The sequence below is a fragment of the Streptomyces sp. NBC_00414 genome (assembly GCF_036038375.1).
GTDB lineage: Bacteria > Actinomycetota > Actinomycetes > Streptomycetales > Streptomycetaceae > Streptomyces.
Genome location: NZ_CP107935.1, coordinates 7281623 through 7303828, shown reverse-complemented (window position 1 = coordinate 7303828; position 22206 = coordinate 7281623). Strand labels below are relative to the sequence as shown.

Annotated in this window: 22 protein-coding genes; 13 read left to right on the top strand and 9 right to left on the bottom strand. The window is 68.3% G+C overall.

All coding sequences use genetic code 11. The annotated features are described in order from the left end of the window. Positions 1–153: 153 nt before the first annotated feature. Together OHS59_RS31720 and OHS59_RS31715 are read right to left on the bottom strand one after the other, a co-directional pair. Positions 154–330, bottom strand: a complete 177-nt coding sequence (locus tag OHS59_RS31720) for a hypothetical protein (protein ID WP_328496769.1) — start codon at positions 328–330, stop codon at positions 154–156. Positions 331–549: 219 nt separating this feature from the next. Next, positions 550–1326 carry a hypothetical protein gene (locus OHS59_RS31715; RefSeq protein ID WP_328496768.1) on the bottom strand — a complete coding sequence of 259 codons (777 nt, stop codon included), beginning with the start codon at positions 1324–1326 and terminating at the stop codon, positions 550–552. A 450-nt stretch (positions 1327–1776) separates the two neighbouring features. On the opposite strand from OHS59_RS31715, the gene OHS59_RS31710 reads away from it, so the two are divergent. Next, complete coding sequence (locus OHS59_RS31710) at positions 1777–2118, top strand: histone-like nucleoid-structuring protein Lsr2 (RefSeq protein ID WP_328496767.1); 342 nt, start codon at positions 1777–1779, stop codon at positions 2116–2118. Between the two features lie 1017 nt (positions 2119–3135). Here OHS59_RS31710 and OHS59_RS31705 read toward each other — a convergent pair. The 3 genes from OHS59_RS31705 to OHS59_RS31695 all read right to left on the bottom strand — a co-directional run bounded on the left by OHS59_RS31705 (position 3136) and on the right by OHS59_RS31695 (position 5003). Next, entirely contained in the window at positions 3136–3894 is a 759-nt protein-coding gene (locus tag OHS59_RS31705; protein ID WP_328496766.1) for a tyrosine-type recombinase/integrase, read from the bottom strand. 187 nt (positions 3895–4081) lie between these two features. Continuing rightward, positions 4082–4636, bottom strand: coding sequence for a hypothetical protein (locus tag OHS59_RS31700; protein WP_328496765.1), 555 nt, complete (start codon positions 4634–4636; stop codon positions 4082–4084). Positions 4637–4703: 67 nt separating this feature from the next. Further along, positions 4704–5003 (bottom strand): hypothetical protein, encoded by a 300-nt coding sequence (locus tag OHS59_RS31695; RefSeq protein WP_328496764.1) that lies wholly within the window; start codon positions 5001–5003, stop codon positions 4704–4706. Between the two features lie 351 nt (positions 5004–5354). Here OHS59_RS31695 and OHS59_RS31690 point away from each other — a divergent pair, with 351 nt between their 5' ends. Beyond that, positions 5355–6569: a winged helix DNA-binding domain-containing protein gene (locus OHS59_RS31690; protein WP_328496763.1), complete on the top strand. Its 1215-nt coding sequence runs from the start codon at positions 5355–5357 to the stop codon at positions 6567–6569. Between the two features lie 56 nt (positions 6570–6625). Here OHS59_RS31690 and OHS59_RS31685 read toward each other — a convergent pair whose 3' ends face one another. Beyond that, positions 6626–6934: a hypothetical protein gene (locus OHS59_RS31685; protein ID WP_328496762.1), complete on the bottom strand. Its 309-nt coding sequence runs from the start codon at positions 6932–6934 to the stop codon at positions 6626–6628. Positions 6935–7099: 165 nt separating this feature from the next. Here OHS59_RS31685 and OHS59_RS31680 point away from each other — a divergent pair, with 165 nt between their 5' ends. The 8 genes from OHS59_RS31680 (at position 7100) to OHS59_RS31645 (ending at position 15643) form a co-directional block, all read left to right on the top strand. Next, the gene (locus OHS59_RS31680; RefSeq protein ID WP_328499437.1) at positions 7100–7468 is read left to right on the top strand and encodes an arsenate reductase family protein; all 369 of its coding nucleotides are present in this window, start codon (positions 7100–7102) and stop codon (positions 7466–7468) included. 182 nt (positions 7469–7650) lie between these two features. Next, positions 7651–8355 (top strand): hypothetical protein, encoded by a 705-nt coding sequence (locus OHS59_RS31675; protein WP_328496761.1) that lies wholly within the window; start codon positions 7651–7653, stop codon positions 8353–8355. Positions 8356–8701: 346 nt separating this feature from the next. Beyond that, positions 8702–9730 carry a glutamine synthetase gene (gene glnII, locus OHS59_RS31670; RefSeq protein WP_328496760.1) on the top strand — a complete coding sequence of 343 codons (1029 nt, stop codon included), beginning with the start codon at positions 8702–8704 and terminating at the stop codon, positions 9728–9730. Between the two features lie 392 nt (positions 9731–10122). Continuing rightward, positions 10123–10728, top strand: a complete 606-nt coding sequence (locus OHS59_RS31665) for a winged helix-turn-helix domain-containing protein (RefSeq protein WP_328496759.1) — start codon at positions 10123–10125, stop codon at positions 10726–10728. A gap of 78 nt (positions 10729–10806) precedes the next feature. Beyond that, entirely contained in the window at positions 10807–11799 is a 993-nt protein-coding gene (locus OHS59_RS31660; protein WP_328496758.1) for an SDR family oxidoreductase, read from the top strand. Positions 11800–11885: 86 nt separating this feature from the next. Continuing rightward, positions 11886–13178: a sensor histidine kinase gene (locus OHS59_RS31655; RefSeq protein WP_328496757.1), complete on the top strand. Its 1293-nt coding sequence runs from the start codon at positions 11886–11888 to the stop codon at positions 13176–13178. Then, on the top strand, positions 13163–13816 hold the full coding sequence (locus OHS59_RS31650; protein ID WP_328496756.1) for a response regulator transcription factor: 654 nt from the start codon (positions 13163–13165) through the stop codon (positions 13814–13816). Before OHS59_RS31655 ends, OHS59_RS31650 begins: the two co-directional genes overlap by 16 nt. A gap of 261 nt (positions 13817–14077) precedes the next feature. Then, the gene (locus OHS59_RS31645) at positions 14078–15643 is read left to right on the top strand and encodes a DUF1996 domain-containing protein (protein WP_328496755.1); all 1566 of its coding nucleotides are present in this window, start codon (positions 14078–14080) and stop codon (positions 15641–15643) included. Positions 15644–15791: 148 nt separating this feature from the next. Here OHS59_RS31645 and OHS59_RS31640 read toward each other — a convergent pair whose 3' ends face one another. Beyond that, positions 15792–16244, bottom strand: a complete 453-nt coding sequence (locus tag OHS59_RS31640; protein WP_328496754.1) for a hypothetical protein — start codon at positions 16242–16244, stop codon at positions 15792–15794. Positions 16245–16480: 236 nt separating this feature from the next. Here OHS59_RS31640 and OHS59_RS31635 point away from each other — a divergent pair, with 236 nt between their 5' ends. The 3 genes from OHS59_RS31635 (at position 16481) to OHS59_RS31625 (ending at position 19940) form a co-directional block, all read left to right on the top strand. Continuing rightward, positions 16481–17044 (top strand): tetratricopeptide repeat protein, encoded by a 564-nt coding sequence (locus OHS59_RS31635; protein WP_328496753.1) that lies wholly within the window; start codon positions 16481–16483, stop codon positions 17042–17044. 77 nt (positions 17045–17121) lie between these two features. Continuing rightward, positions 17122–19143 carry a hypothetical protein gene (locus OHS59_RS31630; protein ID WP_328496752.1) on the top strand — a complete coding sequence of 674 codons (2022 nt, stop codon included), beginning with the start codon at positions 17122–17124 and terminating at the stop codon, positions 19141–19143. Between the two features lie 107 nt (positions 19144–19250). Further along, entirely contained in the window at positions 19251–19940 is a 690-nt protein-coding gene (locus tag OHS59_RS31625) for a TetR/AcrR family transcriptional regulator (RefSeq protein ID WP_328496751.1), read from the top strand. A gap of 192 nt (positions 19941–20132) precedes the next feature. Here the strand turns inward: OHS59_RS31625 and OHS59_RS31620 are convergent, their stop codons facing one another. Both OHS59_RS31620 and OHS59_RS31615 read right to left on the bottom strand, forming a co-directional pair. Then, positions 20133–20489 (bottom strand): 5-carboxymethyl-2-hydroxymuconate Delta-isomerase, encoded by a 357-nt coding sequence (locus OHS59_RS31620; protein ID WP_328496750.1) that lies wholly within the window; start codon positions 20487–20489, stop codon positions 20133–20135. Between the two features lie 56 nt (positions 20490–20545). Beyond that, a complete protein-coding gene (locus OHS59_RS31615; protein ID WP_328496749.1) occupies positions 20546–22165 on the bottom strand; it encodes a fused response regulator/phosphatase in 1620 nt (539 codons plus the stop codon). Positions 22166–22206 lie beyond the last annotated feature (41 nt).

Sequence of the window (22206 nt, the reverse complement as noted above, 5' to 3'; positions counted from 1 at the left end):
GGCGCAACTCTTCCCTATTCTCATCTGTCGCTAGTGAATTGAAGTGCCGCAAGTGGTATCTACTAATCATCTTTCAGTCTCTTTTCTGTTGTCTCACCTCCTTGCCTTTCAAGGGGTAGAAGCTTGAGGGCACTTGCGTACCCCCAATACGTTTCAGAAGTTGGCTACGATTGCCATGAATTCCTCGTGCTCGGCATATGTGCTCTCAATAAGCAACTTGACGTAGTCAATAGTCATATCCCGCTCTTCCTCGGAATCGCATAGCATCAATAGATGCTCCAACTTCTCGGCAAAGTTTCTAGCGGCTTCTTCTTTGTTCATTTCTTCCATCCTGTCTGTTTTACTTAGCCGTCCAAGACACATTGGCTTCCGCCATCATTGCCTTGAACTCCTTCTCAATGCAGGGAGCGCAAATCTTAGGCTTCTTGGAACCCCAAGGGTATGACAAGCGATGCTTAGGCAACCAAGTGTCGCAATGCTCACAGGCAACCCCGTGAGGGCATCCCCTTTCGTGCTCGCAATCTTTCATGTCCATTACGCATTCTCCTTTTATCCTTGGGCGAACTCTGCGTTAGCCCGTTCCTTCTCAATCTTTTCTAGTTCGGCGTCGGCATAGAAACCGGCCCAACGTGCCCTTTCTTCGGGGGTCTTCTTGTCCTTCTGGAAATCAGGGTCAAAGAAGAATGAACGGGCCTTAGCGGGCCACGTAGAGCCGTCTAGAACCCCCACAATCTCAGGGCTTAGCTCAATCTCGTACTCTTCATCATCGTCCGCCGTTCCGGCGGCGTCATTCTCAATAAGAGGCAAAGAGGAAGCATCATCAATTGAAGGCAAAGGAGAATCAACAGAACTACCCTTCTCTTCCTTTGCTTCAGTTTCTTCTCTTGCTTCAATAGCTGCCGGTACGGCAGCGTTCTTTTCACTCTTTGTATCTTCAGTGGATGAATCTTCAGTGTATGTATCTTCACTGTATGGGGTGTCAGTCTGAGACTCGCCAGTCTCAATGTGAGATTCCCCAGTCTCAATCTGAGACAGGACCGGAAGTAGAGGAATCAGGTTGCCCTTAATCTCAGTAAAGAAGCCAACGTCAAAGAGAATCTTTCGGTATCGGAAGTAAGTAGCCCTAGAGCTATTCACTTCCTTTAGCGCTTCCTCATTCGCCCAGTAGAGCCCGGACGGCATTCCCTTGCGATGATTGCCCGGCTTCCAGTTAATTGCCTTTGCCAGACGTAGGCACATGTTCACTGCGCCCGATGGAAGAAGCCCTAGAGTCTCAGCCTCAATTAGTCTGTCTTCCCATGTGTATCTTTCGATGTGCTGTGTCATTCTTTTCTGTATCTCCTAATGTGTATTGGGGTAAGAACCCAAAAGGCCCCGAATTCTGGGACTAGCAGAATTCGGGGCCTCAACACACCTGCACAATAGGAGAATGCAGTTAGCTTGATTGTCCGTTCTCTTGGGTGTCTAGTCCTCACCTCTCGGAATCACTTGGTCTTACGTCTTCATTATAGCACGGGCGGGTTTATCGGTCTAGTTATCAGGACCGCCCGCCGGGCCTTTCCTTGCTCTCTTCTTGACTCTTAGGACTTTACTCCTGAGGGGGTGTCAGTGTCAAATTCAATAGGCTTTTTCCTAAAGCCCTGAATTCCCGAGCCGGCCTGGACCCCCCATTTTAATTAGAAAGGGCTCAGATATTTTCCTAGCCCTCGCCCTGGACGTGCAATGCCGGGGTGTCTGGTATTCTCTTGCTCCCATCACTTCAACGGGAGAGAGAACGTGGCAAAGCGCGTAATCGTAGAGTCGGACCTGTCCGGAGAGCCGGACGCCGAAACGGTCTCTTTCGCTTTCGACGGAACCGCGTACACCGTGGACCTGACAGAGGGCGAGAAGGACGAATTGGCAAAGGTGCTCAAGCCGTACCTTGACGTAGCTGAGGAAGCTACCGCCGGACAGGCAGTCATTCCGACTCAGCCGACAGGACCGGACCCCATCAAGGTTCGGAAGTGGGCAACCGACAATCAGATTGAGATTGACGGTAAGGGAATCAACGACCGGGGCCGCGTCCCCAAGCCTTTCGTTGAAGCCTATGAAAAGGCTATGGCGGAATCCGGCGAGTGAAACTCTTCGGTCGCAAGCGGTACAGGGTGCGGGTGGCTTCTGAGTTGCTTCCCGCCCCTGTCTCGTCAACCTGTGCCGACTGGACGTCAGTACGGGCGACAGTCGGCAACGCCGTTGAAGGGGCTCTAGGGACGCTCCCAGCGGGCAAGGCTCAGGATGCCTACACCAGCGACGTTCCGGCGCTCCTAGGGGCTCTCACGGGCTCTCAGGCCCGGCAAGCGGCTGAGGGTGGCGACGGGTGGCGCTTCAACTTCTCGTCACTGCCTCTAGTCGTGACAGTGCGTCAGAGCTAATCTGCTATCAGCAGAAAGGGGAAAGGCAATGACTCGCTACATTCCCACGATGACCCCGGACCATAAGTCATGGGTGATTCTGGACCTTGAGCTAAAGGGATACTGCACTATCCCTCATCCGGATGACCCCTCAAGTCTCATTCCACTTGAGTGGAAGAGTCGGGAATCCGCTAACGGGTGGCTCAGGCAGTGCTATCAGCAGTGGCAGGCATGGGAAATGCGGGGAGGTGGACAGCCCCCGACTAATTGGCGTCCTCTTGCCCTAAGAAGGGTAAGCAAGTGAACCGCTACAAAGTGGTTCAGCTCACGACCGGGAAAGCGCCTTACTTCAAGTGGGCGATTCTCGATAAAGAGTGGTGGGACTACTGCACTCTTCCGAATCAGGAAGACCCTTCCTCTCCTATTCCTCTTGAGTGGGGAAGCAAGGAAGGGGCGGAATACTGGTTGAAAACCTGTTTCCGTGTGTGGGGGCAATGGGAGAGCGCTAAGGCCCCTGTGCCGGAAGGGTGGAAACCTCTTCCTCCCGACCCGGTAAATCCGTTCGACCGATTCGCCTACGACCGATAAGCGCAATCGTCTAAGTCTCGCTATCTGGCCAGAAGCGAGAAGAGACAGCAAGAGGCCCGGTTACCTGAATCTTGGTAACCGGGCCTCTGTGTTGCCGTCTGCCAGCCTGTGAGCCGTTCCTAGGTCTCTCGGTACCCCGGAACGCTCCTAGGGCCGCTCAGGCGAACCTAGCCATGACTGACGTGATGTCTTCCTCTGTCGTCTGGACGTAGTACCGCAGCGATACGGCTACGTCGTGGTGGCGCATCTGTCGGCGGAGCACTTCCGGCGGAGCACCAAGCTTGACGAGATTAGTGGCAAAGAGATGCCTAAGCGCGTGCGGGTTGAGTTCGATACCCAACTCTTTCTTGGCCCGACGCTTTACGCCCCGGTAGACCGTTGCGTGATTGATTGCGCCGAGTGAATAGGTCGCGTACTCCTCTGCGAACCATTCGGGCACAAAGACAGGCCCGGTTGTTTTCGCGGGTGTGATTTCGTTCTGTGGTGTCCTTTGGCGGTCAATACTGATGATGTTGCCTTTGGTCGGCTGATTCACCAGAGACTCACCAATCCTCATTCCGGCAAAGGTCATGCCGTAGACGTGAGGACGGTACTTGGATTCTGCGAATGCTTCCCGAACTTCCTGGACCGTAGGAAGGTCGTACACCTTTTGCTTTGGAGCGGCGCAAGGCACCTTTACTCCAAGGCAGGCTTGCAGATTTACCGCGTGCTTCCTACGCGTGCTTTGGGTGATGATTGTGGAGAGTCGCCTACCCAATTCACGAACGGTCGCTTCCTTGATGGGAAGGTCTTCAATCTCCAAAACCCTGAGAGTCTGGAGATAGGACCGATACGTGTTGTCTTTGATTGCCCGTTCTTCCAGCCGCTTATAGGCCAGAGCCAGGCAGGTTCCACGCTTAGCCTGTCGAAGTTCCATGTCTACTTCGAACTCCCGCAATTATCGCGTCCGCCGTGCACGAGTTCGAGCTGTACTACGACGTGTGACATCACCCCAGGCCGGCGCGGCTGACCGCGCCCCTGGACCGCATATGGGCCGTCGGCCGTGGTCTCCCCTCCCCGGGAGACCACGGCCGACGGCCTTTTGTGCCGGCTACGTGCCGTGCTCAGCCGGCGGCTCGTGGCGCTTCCAGAGACAGGGCGAAGTCGGCGAGCGTGCGGAAGTCGTCCTCACGCAGACCGATGCGCGGATCGACGTGGTGCAGAAGCCCGGGCCCGCGGTGGTGGGCGGTCACGTACGCCTGGTCCGGATCGCTCTGCTCGTCGTCCACCCAGGCGAAGGGACGACCGTCGGCGTGGTCCACCAGGGGCCCGGTCTTCCAGTGGACCCCGTCGGGGCGTTCCTGGAACAAGGCGTCGCCGAAGTCGACGAAGGGAAGTCCGGGAAGACCGAGCACCGGGGCGATCCACCGGTTGGCGTCGTCCATCCATGTGGTGGCCCACCACAGCTCGTAGCCGAGCCGGAGGAGGGATCGCCCGTGCTCCGGGTTGAGCCAGACCCGCAGGGGTCTCCGTCGGCCCGAGAGCCCTCCGTGCTCGTCCGGAGTCCCGCTGTTCTGGGGCACTCTGATCGTGGTGCAGCCGTCGGGGCGTCTCTCCGGCTTGGCCGCGTAAGGGTTGAGCGGCCCGTCCACGTCGAGGAACAGCAGCGGTCGCTTCAAGATCTCCCCGGTCTTGCCCGATTGCGGCGGCAGCCGTGGTCAAGGTGCCGTGGAGTGCGGAGTTGGGTCACTTCTTGACGTTCCAAGGGCGTTCCCGGCGGTAGCGGCGCTCCCACTTGGCCATTCGGTCACGGCGCTGGCGGTACGCGCGGTAGCTGCTGTCGACCCGGGTCGAGGAGCTGGAACTCGCTCCGCCGCCGGACTGGCCGCCCGCGCCGCCGGCCGACGACGAGCCCGAGGCCCCCTGGTCGGCTCGGACGTGGCGGACGTAGAGGTAGATCAGGGCGGCCGCGGCGAGCCACCAGACGGGGCTGTTGAATCCCAGAACGACCAGGACGAGGATCGCCAAAATGATCAAGGTACCCATGACGGGTCTCCTTGTAATTGGGTGATGGTGGGACCTTGAGCTGACCGACGCGGCGCCGGGCTGTATGCCGGGCCGTCGGTGACGTCGAGAGTAGCCCTCAGGATGCCGGGCGAAGCCTGTCCGACGGAAACGAATAACGGCCGGGTCCGCTTACGAGCAGTCACAAAATGGCCCGGAGTCAAGCGAAATCGTCACAGAGGAGAGCAATGGGGGTGCTTCGGAGTGAGTAAATCTGCGTCCGGGGCCACCGCGCTCCTCGACCTCGTCCCCGCTCCCGGTCGGGGGGGGAGAATCAGGGATGCGACCTGACAGACGGGGCTGGGCGGGCAGGGCCGGACAAGGGGGATCCGAATGAACGGGCAGTGTCGGCACATCGGGGTGGCCGAGCGGCGGGCCCGGCTGGCCGTCGGGCAGCGGCTGGCCGGGTCCGCGCGGGCGAACACCCCCGAGGAGGTCGGGGCGTCGCTGGTGGTGCTGCACGGAACGGATCCCGCGAGCGTCTATCTGGCCGTGGGGGCGCGGCTCACGGACGCCGCGAGCCCCGGGATCGTCCCGGAGATGGAGCGGGCCCTGTACGAGGACCGGACGCTGATCCGGATGCACGGGATGCGGCACACCGTGTTCGTGTTCCCCACCGGACTCGTCCCGGTCGTGCACGCGTCCACCGGACTCACCGTGGCCGCGCGGGCACGGGCCGCCCTGGTCAAGGACATGGCCAGGGCCGGGGCTCCCGACGCGGAGTGGCTCGTGGAGGTGGAGACGTCCGCGCTGGCCGCGTTGGCCCGGCGAGGGGAGGCGACGGCGGCCGAACTGGCCCGCGACGAGCCCCGGTTGAAGGAGCAGTTCACGTACGCGGCGGGCAAGAGCTACGAGGGGGTCCACACCGTGTCGTCGCGGCTGCTGCGTGTGCTGGGAGTCGAGGGCCGGGTCGTACGGGGGCGCCCGCTGGGGTCGTGGACGTCCACCCAGTTCCGGTGGGCGGCGGCTCCCCCGTGCGCCGAACTGCCCGTGGCCGAGGCCCAGGCAGAGCTGATCCGCCGCTGGCTCGGCGCGTGCGGACCGGCCACGGAGGCCGACCTGAAGTGGTGGACCGGGTGGAAGGTCAGCGACGTACGACGGGCGCTGGGCGCGGTGGGAGCGGTGACCGTCTCGGTGGACGAAGGCGTGGCGTACGTGCTCGCCGACGCGGTGGAGCCGGTCGAGGCCGTCGAGCCGTGGGCCGCGCTGCTGCCCGGCCTGGATCCGACGGCCATGGGATGGCAGGAACGCGACTGGTACTGCCCGCCGGAGCTGCGGCCCGCGCTCTTCGACGGCAGCGGGAACATCGGGCCGACCGTCTGGTGGGACGGCCGGATCGTGGGCGGATGGGCCCAGCGCCCCGACGGCGAGATCGCCTGGCGACTGCTGGACGGCAAGGGCTCGGACAGCGAGGACGGCGGGGGTGTGGGCGCCGAGGCGCGGGACGCGATCGGGGCGGAGGCCGCCCGGCTGCGGTCGTGGATGGGGCCGACCAGGGTCACCCCCCGTTTCCGGACACCGCTGGAGCGGGAGCTGGCGTCTGCCTGAGGCCGGGCGACCTGCCGACGCGCCGCCCGGGACGCGGGCGGCGCTACCGGCGTGGCTCAGCGCGCGTACCTCATCAGCGCCCGGACCATGTGGCAGGTCGTGTCCGACGGGGGGTGTACGCCTATGAGTTCGGCCGTGCTGCGGATCGTCTCGTTGCGGGCTTGCCTGGGTACGTAGACGCCGGAGTCGAGGAGGGCGATGGCCAGCCGCATCGCCTTGAGGCGGCGGTTGTGCGTGACGTACCACTCGCGCGGGCGCCCCGGTGGCAGCGGACGCTTCTCGACGGGCTGGTAGGGCAGGTCGAGCTGGACCGCCCTCTTGGCTGTGGACTGGGTGGGCAGCGGACTCAGTGCGGCAGCGGGCACAGGCATCCTCCTGTCGCGGTCAGGGCACCGGCCGGCGTCTCCGGCGGCACCCTCGAACACTGCTTCTATTCTACTGCCGCCCACTGACAATCGCCCCTGGCCAGAGGCGCTTTGGGGGTGCCGTGACAAGTGAGTGCCACGGTGTTCTCGCGCACCTTGAGCGGCATGGAGATCTGGATCAACCCGGCCTGTTCGAAGTGCCGCGGCGCCATCGGCCTGCTGGACGCGGAGGGGGCCGAGTACACGGTCAGGCGCTACCTGGAGGACGTGCCGAGCGAGGCCGAGATCCGGGAGGTGCTGGAGCGGCTCGGCCTTGAGCCCTGGGACATCACCAGGACCCAGGAGGCCGAGGCGGAGGAGCTGGGGCTGAAGGAGTGGGCCCGTGACGCCGGTTCGCGGGAGCGGTGGGTCACGGCCCTGGCCGAGCATCCCCGTCTCATCCAGCGGCCCATCATCACGGCGGAGGACGGGACCGCCGTCGTCGCGCGGACGGACGAGGCGGTACGGGACGCCCTGGGCCGGCAGCAGCCCTGACCGTTCCGGCAGCTCCGGCAGCTCCGGCAGCACTGAGAGTCCTGGCAATGCCCGGAGCCTCAACTGACGTGTGATCTACGTTACTCAAGTGACTCGCGTCAACAACTGAGCAAGTCCGTTCGGTATCTCGTACATAGCGGCGAACGGCCGCCGCCAGGGGCGGCCGGGGACAGGAGCCGTTCATGTCGCGCAGAAGAACTCTCGGGACGAAGAAGAAGATCGCCCTGCTGGTGAGTGCCGCCGCGGTGGCCGGCGGTGGGGCCTTCGCCCTGGCCGCCACGTCGAACGCGACGCCGGCTTCGAACTCCGCGAAGTCCACCGCGCAGTCCTCCGTGGTGTGCAGCGGACTGGCCACGGCCCTCGGCAACAACGAGAAGTTCATCGAGGGGCAGCGCACCGCCCCGGACGCCCAGTCCGAGGCGCGGATCGCCAACCGCGAAGCGGTCATCGCCCAGATCAAGGTGCAGCAGGAGGCCTCCGGCTGCACGGTCGGCGAGTCCGACGCCACCGTGGGGGAAGGGGCCGGAGCAGGAGCCGGGACGGGGGCGGGGGCCGAGGCGCCCGCCGAGTCCGCTCCCGCCGAGCAGCCGTCGCAGGCCGCGTCCGCCCCCGCCGCCGGAGGCGGCGACGCCGCGGTCGGCCGGCAGGTCTGCAACGGGTCGACCGTCACCCTCTCCGGCGAGGCGGGCGCGCCTGCCGCGTCCAGCAACCAGTTCCCCGCCGGTACGAAGCTCAAGGTCACGAACCTGGACAACAACAAGTCCACGACCGTCGAGGTCACCTCGGTCTCCGGCAGCTGCGCGCTCCTGAACAACGCGGCGTTCGAGCAGGTCCGCGAGCCCGGCAAGTTCCTGATCCGCAAGGCACTCATCGAGAAGGTGGGCTGACGGCCCCACCGGACCGCTCGGTTTCGCGTCGGGTGGCGGCAGCGACACGTCCTGACCGCCACCTGTCCGAAACCCATCGCATACGAGCCGGGCGCGAGCCACGCGCGCAGACCGGGGGCCGGGCCGGGCGGGACGGAGGCCGCCGTTCCGGGGCCGGTGCGCCCTCGTACACGCTCACCACAGGTGACCCGCACCACAGAGGCACCAGGTAACACGGGGTTCACATCCGGGCAATGATCGGGAAATCGCCTGTTGACAGGCTTCGGGCATCCTCCGCGGCGCCCCAGTGCCGCAGCGCCGCAGCACCCGCACTGCGCTTAGAGACCCACCCCGAAGGATGTGGCCCGTGACCTTCAAGGCTGAGTACATCTGGATCGACGGCACCGAGCCGACGGCCAAGCTCCGTTCGAAGACGAAGATACTGGCCGACGACGCGAAGGGTGCGGAGCTGCCGATCTGGGGCTTCGACGGGTCCTCCACGAACCAGGCCGAGGGCCACGCCTCGGACCGCGTGCTCAAGCCGGTCGCGACCTACCCGGACCCGATCCGCGGCGGTGACGACGTCCTCGTCATGTGCGAGGTCCTCAACATCGACATGACGCCGCACGAGTCCAACACCCGTGCCCCGCTCACCGAGGTCGCGGAGAAGTTCGCCGCGCAGGAGTCGATCTTCGGCATCGAGCAGGAGTACACCTTCTTCAAGGGCGAGCGTCCGCTCGGCTTCCCCGTGGGCGGCTTCCCCGCCGCGCAGGGCGGCTACTACTGCGGCGTCGGCTCCGACGAGATCTTCGGCCGTGACATCGTCGAGGCGCACCTGGAGAACTGCCTCAAGGCGGGACTCGCCATCTCCGGCATCAACGCCGAGGTCATGCCCGGCCAGTGGGAGTTCCAGGTCGGTCCGGTCTCCCCGCTGGAGGTCTCCGACCAGCTGTGGGTGGCCCGCTGGCTGCTCTACCGCACCGCCGAGGACTTCGACGTCTCCGCGACGCTGGACCCCAAGCCCGTGAAGGGTGACTGGAACGGCGCCGGCGCGCACACCAACTTCTCCACGAAGGCGATGCGCGAGGGGTACGACGCGATCATCACCGCGTGCGAGTCGCTGGGCGAGGGCTCGAAGCCGCTCGACCACGTCAAGAACTACGGCGCCGGCATCGACGACCGGCTGACGGGGCTGCACGAGACCGCTCCGTGGAACGAGTACTCGTACGGGGTGTCCAACCGTGGGGCCTCCGTGCGGATCCCCTGGCAGGTCGAGAAGGACGGCAAGGGGTACATCGAGGACCGGCGTCCGAACGCCAACGTCGACCCGTACGTGGTTACCCGGCTGATCGTCGACACGTGCTGCTCCGCGCTGGAGAAGGCCGGGCAGGTCTGAATCTGCTGATTTTTACTTGGAGGGGCGCTCACCTGCGTGGTGGGCGCCCTTTCGCGTCCGCTCAGGGGGGCGTGGGGGTTGTGGGCACGTGCGGGCCGGTGGGGGTTGGTCGCGGGCCGTCTGAACGGTGGTGGGTGTCCGGTCAGTGAGAGGAGGCTGATGTTGCGGGGCTGTGTCTGCTTCAATGGGGGCATGGCCAGCTTCCAGGAGTGCATCGCTACGGGTCGTCACGACCTTGAGCCCTTCTGGCCTTCCCGTCAGCACCACGACTTCGACCGGGTGTGTTGTCGCGCGACGAACGCGCAGGCCCTCTAAAGCCGTAGTACGGCCTTCGGCCAGCGCGCACGACGTACGTCCTCGACGACCTCTCGCGCGAAAAGAGCTGACCTCTCATGGCGAACACCCGCTCCTTCTCCTCCGTGGCCACCGTCTCCTCCCCGGCCCCGTCCACCGGCTCCGCACGCCATCGGCTGCGTGCCGTCGACCGGGACGAGGTGGTCGACGTCACCGACCTCCTTCCGCCGGGCGCCACCTGGCTGCCCGCTCCCCCGCACACCCTGCCCACGCTGCCGGGCCGGCCGCCGATGATCGGGTACCTGGTCCTCGTCCCCGCCGACCAGCCCTCCCTCCTGCCCGTCGCCGTACCGGACACCGGCACGGGTACGGCGGTGACCGGGTCGGAGGAGTCCGGCGAGGCCGGCCTCGACTTCCCCGTGCGGGTCGACACCGTCCAGCGCACCGCCGAGGTCGACGGGCGGCCGCTCGACCTCACGTACCTGGAGTTCGAGCTGCTCGCGCACCTGGTGGCGCATCCGCACCGGGTGCACACCCGCGACCAGCTGGTCACCACGGTGTGGGGCTACGGGCACGTGGGCGACGGCCGGACCGTGGACGTCCACATCGCCCGGCTGCGCCGCAAGCTCGGCGTGGAGCACCGCGACACCATCCGCACGGTCCGGCGCGTCGGTTACAAGTACACGCCCCCGACGGGGAGTTGATCCACCCGGCGGCGGAGCGGTTTGCCTGTGGGCAGAATTCCGTTCCGCCGCACGGCTGAGCAGGGCAGAGTCACCTCCATGAGACTTCTGATGCTGGGTGGTACGGAGTTCGTGGGGCGGGCCGTCGTGGAGGCGGCGCTCGGCCGCGGCTGGGACGTGACCGTCTTCCACCGCGGCCGGCACGACCCGCCCGCGGGCGTGCGCTCCCTGCACGGCGACCGCACCGAGCCCGACGGGCTCGCGGCCCTCGCCGAGGGCGAATGGGATCTCGTGGTCGACACCTGGTCGGGCGCTCCGCACGTGGTCCGGGACTCCGCGCGACTGCTGAAGGACCGCGTCCGGCGGTACGTGTACGTGTCGAGCTGCTCCGTGTACGCGTGGCCGCAGCCGGCCGGTTTCGACGAGGACAGCCCGGTGGTGGAGGGCGCCTCCCCCGACGCCGGACAGACCGACTACCCGCGCGACAAGCGCGGTGGCGAACTGGCCGTGCTCGGCACCTTCGGCGAGGAACGGGCGCTCCTGGTACGGGCCGGTCTGATCCTCGGCCCGTACGAGAACATCGGCCGGCTGCCGTGGTGGCTCACCCGGGCGGCCCGCGGCGGCCCCGTGCTCGCGCCCGGCCCCCGTGAACTCCCACTCCAGTACATCGACGTCCGCGACCTCGCCGAGTGGACCCTCACGGCGGCGGAAGGGGGCGCGAGCGGGGCGTACAACGTCGTCTCCCCGCGGGGGCACGCGACCACTCGGACGCTGCTCGACGCGTGCGCGCGGGTCACGGGCGGGCGGGCCGAACTCCGGTGGACCGAGCCCGGGGTGATCCTGGCGGCCGGTGTGGAGCCCTGGACGCAGCTGCCCGTGTGGGTGCCGCCGGACTCGGAGCTGCACGCCATGGTGCACGGGGCCGATGTGTCGAAGGCGGTACGGGACGGGCTCCGCTGCCGTCCCGTCTCCGAGACGGTGACCGACACCTGGAACTGGCTCCAGAACATCGGCGGCACCGCTCCCCAGCGCCCCGACCGTCCCGTGGTCGGACTCGATCCCGCCGTGGAGGAGAAGCTCCTGCACGGCTGAACCCAGCCGGGGGTGATGCCAGCACCACCCCCCACCGGGTGGCTCGGCCCCCTGACCACGGCCGCGCGTTGGGCGAGACTGAGGGCATGGACACCAGCGGGGACAACGGGGACGACAGGACGGGCGGCCGGGTGCGGACCGCCGCGCTCGCCGGGGTGCGGGCTCTGGTACTGGCCGTCGTGGGACTGACCGGGTCGATCGTCCTCTTCGTGCTGTCCGTCGTGTCGATCGTGCTCGTGCCACTGGGCATCGGCATCGTCACGACGCCCTGGGTACTGGCCGCCGTGCGCGGTTTCGCGGACCTGCGGCGGCTGCTGGCGGCCCGGTGGTGCGGGGTGCGGATCCCGCCCGCGTACCGGCCGGTCCCGAAGGGCGCCAATCCGTGGGGGCGGTGTTTCCACCTGCTCGGCGACCCGGCCGTCCGGCGGGACCTCCTGTGGCTCCCGGTGGACATGACCGCGGGCTTCGTCACCGCGCTGCTGCCCGCCGCGCTGCTCCTCTACCCCTTCGAGGGCTTCGCGCTGGCCGCCGGCCTGTGGCGGGTCTTCACCGACGGCACGCACGTCGGCTGGTGGTACGGGTTCGTGCCGGTGAGCGGGCAGCTCACCGCGCTCGCCTCGGCGGCCCTGGGCGCCGCCCTCCTCGTCGCCGGGATCTACACGATCCCTCACCTCCTGCGCGTCCACTTCCTGCTGACTCGGTCCGTCCTGGCGTCCGGGCAGGGCGAACTCGCCCAGCGGGTCCGGGTGCTCACCGAGACACGGCGCGACGCCGTCGACACCTCCGCGGCCGAACTGCGCCGGATCGAGCGGGATCTGCACGACGGGGCCCAGGCCCGGCTGGTCGCGATGGGCATGGACCTCGGCACGATCGAGGCCCTGATCGAGAAGGACCCGGCGAAGGCCAGGCACCTGCTCGCACAGACCCGCAGGTCCTCCGCCGAGGCCCTCACCGAACTCCGGGACCTCGTACGCGGCATCCATCCCCCCGTGCTCGCCGAGCGCGGACTCGGCGACGCCGTACGGGCGTTGGCTCTGCGGATGCCGGTCGGCACGGAGGTCGACGTGGACCTGCCCGGCCGGCTCGGGGAGCCGGTGGAGGCCGCCGCGTACTTCGCCGTCAGCGAGGTCCTCACCAACGCGGTCAAGCACTCGGGCGCCGCCCGGATCTGGGTCGACCTGCACCACACCCCGGCGCACGGCGGCATGCTGCGGATCTCCGTCACCGACGACGGCCGGGGCGGTGCCACGATCGGCTCGGGGTCGGGACTCTCCGGGGTCGAACGGCGACTCGGTACATTCGACGGCGTCCTGGCCGTCAGCAGCCCCGCGGGCGGCCCCACCATGGTGACCATGGAGATCCCTTGCGAGTTGTCCTAGCCGAAGACCTGTTCCTGCTGCGCGACGGGCTGGTCCGGATGCTGGAGGCGTTCGACTTCGAGATCGCCGCCGCTGTCGAGAGCGGTCCCGAACTGACGCGGGCGCTCGCCGAGACGGCACCCGACGTCGCCGTGGTCGACGTACGCCTGCCGCCCTCGCACACCGACGAGGGGCTGCAGTGCGCGCTGGCGGCCCGCCGGGCCAGACCCGGCTTTCCGGTGCTCGTCCTGTCGCAGCACGTCGAGCAGTTGTACGCGCGTGAACTGCTGGCCGACGGGGCGGGCGGGGTCGGATATCTGCTCAAGGACCGGGTGTTCGACGCCGAGCAGTTCATCGACGCGGTGCGCCGGGTGGCGGCGGGCGGCACGGCGATGGATCCGCAGGTCATCCAGCAGTTGCTGGCGCGGCGGCAGGACGACGACCGGCCGCTGGGCAGGCTGACTCCGCGCGAGCTGGAGGTTTTGGAACTGATGGCGCAGGGCAGGTCGAATGCGGCGATCGCGGGCCAACTCGTGGTCACGGAGCGGGCGATCGCCAAGCACACGTCCAACATCTTCGCGAAGCTGGGCCTGGATGTCTCGGACGACGACAACCGTCGCGTCCTGGCCGTTCTCGCCTATTTGGACCAGGGCCGCTGAAATGGTCCCGGAGCGAGCGGAACAAGGACCGGCTCAAAGCGTTCCCGAGTTCCACTCGCCGCTGAATGATATTCAATAATTCCGGCTCAACTGCCGTTGTTTCAGGGGCTTCTGGTCCCCTTGCGGCGGGATTGTGCCACGGAACTCTCATCAATTTCCGAGGCCTCTGAACGCCTCAGGAACCTCCTCCGTATTGAACGGAGCCGCTTCACCTCCTGCCGGGCGCCTCGATGCCCCCGCAAGGAAGCCAGAGGGAGTTCCATGGGACGCACGAACCGAAAACGCCGCTCCACGCTCGCCAACCGGGCGATAGCCGCATCGGCGGCTCTCGCGCTGGGTGGCGGCGGTCTGCTTGCGGCCAACATCTACGCTTCTGCGGGCGAGAGCAAGAACTCGACGCGGAACGCGCAGACGACCGCCGCATCGGTGGCCACGATCAAATGCCCGGACGTCGGCCAGAAGCTGACCTCCGTGCCCAAGGGCGCCCGCGCCGGTGTCGACAAGGAGCTGGCCAAGCTCGACCAGCAGGTCACGGAGGCCTATAAGCGTCTTGCGGACACTCGCCAGGCCCAGGCGGGGGACCCCGGCTACGTCAACAACGCCATCCTCAGCCCCCTGAAGTCCAAGCGTGTCGCCACGCTCGACAGGATCAGCAACAACATCAAGCGCGCGGGCGGCAAGGGACCCAGAGGATGGGGCAAGTTCGCGGGCTGCCAGGGCGTACCCGCCGGCAACCCCACGGGTGGGGGCCAGGGCAACAACGGCGGTCAGGGCAACGGCGGCCAGGGCAACAACGGTGGCCAGGGCAACAATGGCGGCCAGGCCGGTAACGGTGGCCAGGCCGGCAACGGCGGCGGCCAGGGTGGCGACGGCGGTAACGGCGGTCAGGCCGACAACGGGCCCGTGGCAGCCGACTTCCAGGACATCACCCAGGTCCAGCCGACCGGCGGACCGAAGGGTGTGGGCGCCAACGGGCTTCCCGCGAACGGGGACAGCGGTTCCACCGGCTCCTTCACCACGAGCTGCGGCACCAACGAGAACGAGCTCCGCAACTCGGACAACGTGATCGTCGCTCCGGGTGTCAGCAACGGCGCCCAGCACCAGCACGACTACGTCGGCAACCAGTCCAACGACGCTTTCGCGAGCGACGAGGACCTGGCGAACGCCGAGACCACCTGCCAGAACCAGGGCGACAAGTCCTCGTACTTCTGGCCGGTGCTGCGTGTGCAGGACGGCAAGGACGACATCGACGCGGACGCCGCCGGTGGCGGTCAGGACGGCAACGTCGGCACGATCCAGCAGGCCAGCGAAGCCCAGCTGAAGTTCGTGGGCAACAAGAAGGGCGATGTCGTCGCGATGCCGACGGCCCTGCGCATCATCACCGGTGACGCCAAGGCCTTCGTCAACGGCCTCAACAACGCCAACACGAACTGGAGCTGCACCGGCTTCGAGGACCGCCAGCTGACGGACAAGTTCCCGATCTGCCCCGAGGGCAGCTCCGTGGTGCGCACGTCCAACTTCCAGAGCTGCTGGGACGGCCAGAACATCGACAGCGCCAACCACCGCACGCACGTGTCCTTCGTCCAGGCGGACGGCACCTGCGCCAACGGTTTCCAGGCCATCCCCCAGCTGCAGGTCCGTCTCGTCTACGACGTGGCGGCCCCGCAGATCCAGGGTGACCAGATCACCAACGCTTTCGCGGTGGACTCCTTCCCGGACCAGCTGCACAAGCCGATCACCGACCACAACGACTTCATCAACTTCTTCGACGAGAACGAGATGAACGAGGTCGTGGACTGCATCAACAGCGGTCAGAACTGCACGTGACGCTCCCGTAGTCCACGGGTGGCGCACGGGCGTCGGGCACAAGGAAGCCGGCGGTGGGAATTCCCACCGCCGGCTTCTGTTCGCCCTGAACCGTGAACCTTCGTGAGCCTCGTGAATCCTCGTGGCCGAGCCGCAGGCACCCGCGAGATCAGCTGTGAGTGCTGCCGCCGTGCGTGCCGCTGTTGTGGCTGCCGCCCGGGTTCATGTGCTCGGACCCTTCCTCCATGGTCCCGCCGAGCCGGCCGCGCAGCGCCGTGACCGTCTTCTTCTCACCGACGGCGACCCACTTGCGGCCGACGAGGTAGTAGCCGCCGTAGTCCTTCGCCCCGGTCAGCCACTCGGCCTGACCGCGGTCGGTGGCGAAGGTCGCGAGGACGTACTTCTCACCGGACTTCTTGCAGATGGCCTGCCGGATCGTGTCCGCGTCCGTCTGCATGTTCGGCTTGCAGCCCGCCTCGCTCGCGATGTGCTCCAGACTCCCGGTCGCGGTCTCGGGAACCTTCTTCTCGCCGCCGCCGTCGGAGCCGCAGCCGGTCATCGCCAGGAGTGCCACGACCGCCCCGGCCGTGCCGACCGCGAGCCTCTTGCCCGTAAAACTCATTACGTCCGTACCTCCGGGTCCATTCCGGCGACAAGCCTCGCCGGCTCCGTGCGCCCACGCCTGCGAAAGCCCCCGCAGGGGCCCCCGCTCTTCGATACGGCTCCCGCACGCTCCGCGCTCAACCGGCGACGGCACGAGTGACCGATTCCGTCATACAGGCACCATCGGGCACATCACAGTGACCTGCGCCACACCACTGTTGCTTTTGATTGGCGCACCTGTGCGAAGGTGTGCCGGTGACGACAGAGGACAGGACAGCAGCGGACAGCGTGACAGGCACGGCGGACTGGGACGAGCGCGTGGCGGCCGTCTGGGCCGGCTTCGACCGGAACCCGGACACGGACGCGGCGGACTTCCGGGCGCTGATCGACGCGCTCGTCGCCGAGTTGCCCGCCGACAGCCCGTCCGGCCCCTTCGAGCGGGCCTGCGCCTGGGATTCGACCGGCCATTCGGACAAGGCCGTGCCGCTGTACCGGGAGGCCCTCGCGCTCGGCCTCGACGGCTACCGGGGCCGGCGCGCCAAGATCCAGCTGTCCAGCTCACTGCGCAACCTCGGACAGGCGGAGGAGGGCGTCAAACTCCTGTCGCCCGAACTCGTCGGCGTGTCCGACGAGTTGGACGACGCCGTACGGGCGACGCTCGCGCTGTGCCTGGCGAGCCTCGGCCGTGAGCGCGAGGGCCTCTCGCTCGCGCTGGGCGCCCTCGCCCCTCATCTGCCGCGCTACCAGCGGTCCATGGCGAACTACGCGCGGCTGCTCGTGGAACCGGACGGACAATCCCCCGCGCAGCCGGAGAAATAACCCCGGCGGAGAGCCAACCCCCGGCGGCACCGGGGCAGTCCAGGTGACCATCCACCGATTCGCTCGTTCTGCTGAACGTGCAGTCACAGGATGTCGCCCCGCGCCCCCGCCCCGCGTCAGCCGCCGCCCCCGGGCCGGTGGTCGACATCGAGCAGGCCGAGGCCGCGCTCGTCGAGCACTACCCGCGGCTCGTCCGCCTCGCCTACCTGGTGCTGCCGCCGAGCCTCGGCCGCAACCGCCGGGTGCTCACCGCTCACGCGCTCACCCAGCGCACCCTGCCCCGCGGCCGGACCTCCGGCGACACCGCCGTCCTCCCGGCCCAGAAGACCGCCGCCGAGAGCCGTGACCGCGATCCCGGATACGCGTACGTGCGGCTGCGTGTCCTGCGCACGGCGCTGGAGGCGGGCAGGCCGCTGACCTTCCGGGCCTGGCCCACCCGGGCCCAACTGCCGCCGCTGCTCCCCCAGGTGTGGGGGCTGCGGCTCTTCCCGCGCTCCGGCGGAGCCGACGAACTCGCCCTCGACCAGCGGCTGTCGGCGCTGTCCGCCCCTGGCCGCGCCGCCTTCGTCCTGCGCGGTCTCGAACGGCTGGCCGACGCGGACGTACGCAAGGTGCTGGCCGCGGCCGGCGCGGAGAACCCGGCCGCCGCGCTCGCCGAGGCGGACAAGGTGAGTGCCGGGCTCGCGGTGAACGGGCCGGACGAGGCCGCCGAGGCGGACGGGCCGGACGGGCGGTACGGGCTGCTGGCCTCCCCCGAGTTCGACCCGTGCTCCCTGCAGGCCCGGCCCACCGATCTGATGCGCCGCCGCCAGCACGTCAAGGCGGCGATCGCCGCGGCGGCCGCGGTGGCCGTGTGCGGGGCGCTCCTCGGCATGCCCGGTGACGGCTGGGGCCCGGACGGAGCCGCCGCGCCCCCGTACGCGCGGAACCCGGCGGCCCAGGCCGCCCTGGACCCCGGCAGGCTGACGCTGGTCCCGGCGGGGGCCTGGGAGTCGTCCGCGCGCACCGACTTCTCCGTGTGGCCCGCGCGCGGCGAACTCACCGGCGACAAGGGCCTGCTGCGCCGCGCCCTCGCCGTCTGGGCCCGGCCCGGCGAGTCCGTACAGGTCTCGGCGACCCCGGGCACCCCGTCGGGCGCCCCACCGGGACCGCCCCAGCTCCTGTACGCGGGCGTGGTCGACCAGAGCCGGGTGGTGCTGCTGTACGACGGACTGCGCATCGCCCGGTACGCCGAGGCGAAGGACGGCGGCACCCAGGGCGCCGCCCTCGACTTCGCACGGGTCGACGGCGCCACGGGGGCCGACGCGAGCGCGCTGGTCCTGGGCCGCACCGACGGCAACGTCCGCTATCTGACGGCACCGTGGGTGCGTACCGCCACCGTGCGCGACCTGCTGAAGGCCCCCGCCGGTACGGCCGACGACAAGGCCGGAGCGGCCGGTACGACGCGACTGGCGCGCTCGGCGGACGGGGTGACCGAGCCGTTCGCCAGCCCGGCCCAGCAGACCGGCGAGTGCCGTTCCTGGAACGTGCTGGAGCTTGCGGGCCCGACGGGCACCCGGCTGACGACCGACCTCGGTGAGCTGACGCCCGCCCGTCTCACCTCGGGCCGTCCCGGGGACCCCCGCGACGCCTCGGCGGCTGCCTGGTCCCCGCTGGCCTGCTCCCTCGCGGCCGCCCGGGGCCAGGGGGTGCGCGCGGTGAACTCCTGGAGCTACGCCCGGCAGTCCCTCCCCGACGGGAGCGGCGATGCGGAGTGGCTGTGCACCCGCGCGGACACCTGGCGCGGCGGGGGCCCGCGGGTGCTCGCCCAGTTCCACGCGCCGGGGCAGCGGTACGGCGCGGTCGCGGCGAAGGCGGAGAACGCGTCCGCCTGCGGCTCGAAGGATCCGCACGTCCTGGCGGGTGTGCTGTGGAAGTCCGTCGAGGGCGACTGGTACCTCCTCGCCGCGGGCAGCAAGGACACGGCGTCGATCCGTGCGACGGGCGGCGTCAGCGGGGCCGCCCGGAGCAATCTCCTCGCCGTACGGACCGAACAGGGCGCGCAGGCGGCGCTGAAGGGCACCCTCGACAGCGGGAGGGAGATCAACGGCCTTCGCTGAGACGGCTGAACGGCCCCTGGGGCACGGGCTCGTTCGCCGCCGGTCGAGGGCCCGTTCGCGGCCCGTACGCGGCCGGTTCCGATCGGTTCGATCGGTAGGGTGTTCATATGACTACCGGGGTGCGTCGCAGGATGGGCGTCGAGGAGCGACGGCAGCAGTTGATCGGCGTCGCCCTCGACCTGTTCAGCCGACGCTCACCGGACGACGTGTCCATCGACGAGATAGCCTCCGCCGCGGGGATCTCGCGGCCGCTGGTCTACCACTACTTCCCTGGCAAACTCAGCCTGTACGAGGCCGCGTTGAAGCGTGCCTCGGACGATCTGGCGGAACGTTTCGTTGAGCCGCCGGAAGGTCCGCTGGGGGCGCGGCTGCTACGGGTGATGCGGCGCTTCTTCGACTTCGTCGACGAGCACGGGCCCGGTTTCTCGGCACTGATGCGCGGCGGGCCCGCGGTCGGCTCCACCACGACGAACGCCCTCGTGGACGGGGTGCGGCAGGCCGCGTATCTGCAGATCCTGGCTCATCTGCGGGTGGACCGGCCGCCCGCCCGGCTCGAACTGGTCGTCCGTTCCTGGATCTCGCTGGCCGAGGCGACCGCCCTCATCTGGCTGGACGGCCGCCGGATTCCGCGTGGCGAGCTGGAGGTCCAGCTGGTGCACGATTTCGCGGCTCTGGCCGCGGTGAGTGCGGCGTCCGATCCGGAGATGGCCGCGATCCTGCGCGGGGCCCTTGCCGGGGAGCCGACCGAAAGCCCCTTCACGGACCTGGTGACCCGCTTGGTGGCCTTGGCTACCTGAGCCCCCTGCGGCCCGGTGGGGGCGTTCGCGCCGTTCCCCGCGCCCCTAAGGGCGAAGGACAACAGATTGCGTTACTTCCCGCGCCCCCGGGTGGGACGGGGCGCAGCCCCTCCCCGAGGGGCGCGGGGAACTGCGCGGCCGGCCCTCACCGGGCCGCACCGTGAAATCAGCCCCAGGACCCCACGCCGGGCGTCAGTTCACGTACTTCTGGTACGACGGTTCGAGGTCGCGGACCTCCGCGGAAGCGTGCAGGACGACTCCGTCGACCGGCTTCACATGCGCCCGTACAAGCTCCAGCGCCTGGGAGGTCAGCGCCGACTTCACCTCGTCGGACCGCCCGGGCAGCAGCGCCACCGTGACATGCACCAGCGCGTGCCCCGCCGCGTCGGCCCCCACGACGACGTCGTGAACGACCCGGAACCGCGACTTGCACGCCTCGATCTTCGCGGCGGCCGTCTCCACCACCACCTCGTGCAGCGCGACGGCGAACCCCTGCCGGTCGAAGGCGTCGCCGAGCGGCAGGGAGTAGTCGACGGTGATCTGCGGCATGGGCACTCCAGTTCTAGGCAAACAACGCTCACCCTAGCCTCAGCCGGCCGGTGCTCTCAGGGAGACAGCCGCAGGGCGAGAAGCGCGATGTCGTCCTCGCGCTCGTGGCCGAAGCAGTCCAGGAGCGTGTCGCACAGGGCGTCCAGACCGGGCAGCGCGCCGACGGCCGCCGCGCGCAGGTGTTCCATGGAGGCCGCGAGATCCGTACCGCGGGTCTCGATCAGCCCGTCGGTCACCATGAGGAGCCGGTCACCCGCTTCGAGGAACAGCTCGGTCGGCGCCGGATGCGGCAGCCCCACACCGAGCAGCGGCCCGGCGGCCTTCGCGTAGTCGGCCGTACCGGTGTCCCGGAGGATCAGCGGCGGGATGTGGCCCGCGTTCGCGATGCGGGTGCGCCCGGTGGCGGGGTCGATCAGGGCCAGACAGACGGTGGTGGTGATCCCGGGATGGTAGTGCTGCAGCATCCGGTCGAGGCGCTCGGCCAGCACGGCCGGGTCGCTCTCGTCGACGCAGTAGGCGCGCAGCGCGTGCCGGATCTCGACCATGACGGTGGCCGCGTCGAGGGAGTGCCCGACGACGTCGCCCACCGCGGCGAGCACCCCGTCGTGGGTGCGCAGTGCCGCGTAGAAGTCGCCGCCGATCTCGGTCTGCTGCGAGGCGGGTACGTAGCGGACCGCGACGTCGATGCCGAGCAGGTCGGGCAGCCGGTGCGGCTGGGGCAGGAAGCTGTGCTGCAGGGTGAGGGCGACGTGCCGTTCGACCTGGTACATGAGCAGCGGTTCGGCGGCGAGCGCGGTGGCCTGGGCGAGCCGGGCCACCAGGGTCTCCTCCTCCGGGTTCAGCCTGCGCACCCCGCGGGTGGGGGTGGCCAGGCACACCGGGGCCTTGCCGTCCTGGGTGAGGACGAGCGCCAGCCGGGCGTCGTGCTGCACGCCGGGCCGGAAGAACCCGGCGGGCCACAGCGGCGCGGGCACCGTGGTGATCTGCACCCCGGACTGTCCGCGGGTGAGCCGTCGGAGCAGCCCGGCGACGGTCCGGTGGGCGCCCTCGTCGGGCAGTGCGAGCGAGGTGCGGTCCCGGGATATGCCGCGGTACAGCTCGTCGTCCGGGCCGAGGAAGAAGACGGCGGCGGGGGCGCCGGTGAGCCGCGCGGTGCCGTTGGCGGCGGCGTCGGCGAGTTCCTGCAGGGAGCGGGCCGCCTGGATGGTGACGATCGTCTCCGACAGGAGTGTCAGCCGCCGGGCCAGCGCCTGGTCGTCGGCCCGCAGCCGCGCGGTGCGCACGGCGGCCCGGACCACCGCGTCGATCTCCTCGGGCTCGGCGGGAAGCGTCAGATAGGCCTCGCCGCCCGCCTCCAGCGCCCGGCAGCGGTCGCCCGGACTCACGGCGGCCGAGAAGTGCACGACGGGCAGGCCGGCCATGTGAGGCCGGGTCTTGATCCTGCGGCAGAGTTCGAAGCCGCTCATGTCGGACAGGTCGACGTCGACGAGGGCCACGTCGGGCAGGCTTCCCCTGCGCAGTCGTGCGTCGAGTTCGGCGAGTGCCTCGTGGCCGGTGGCGGCCGGGACGACCTGGTGACCGGCTCGGCGCAGCAGGGCGCCCATGGCGTACCGACCTGCCGCCGTGACGTCCACAAGCAGCACGGTCGCGTCTGTCCGCTTGCCGTGGACGTCCATCTGCCAGCCCCTGGACACGCAGGTGGGGCGGCCCGGGGTCC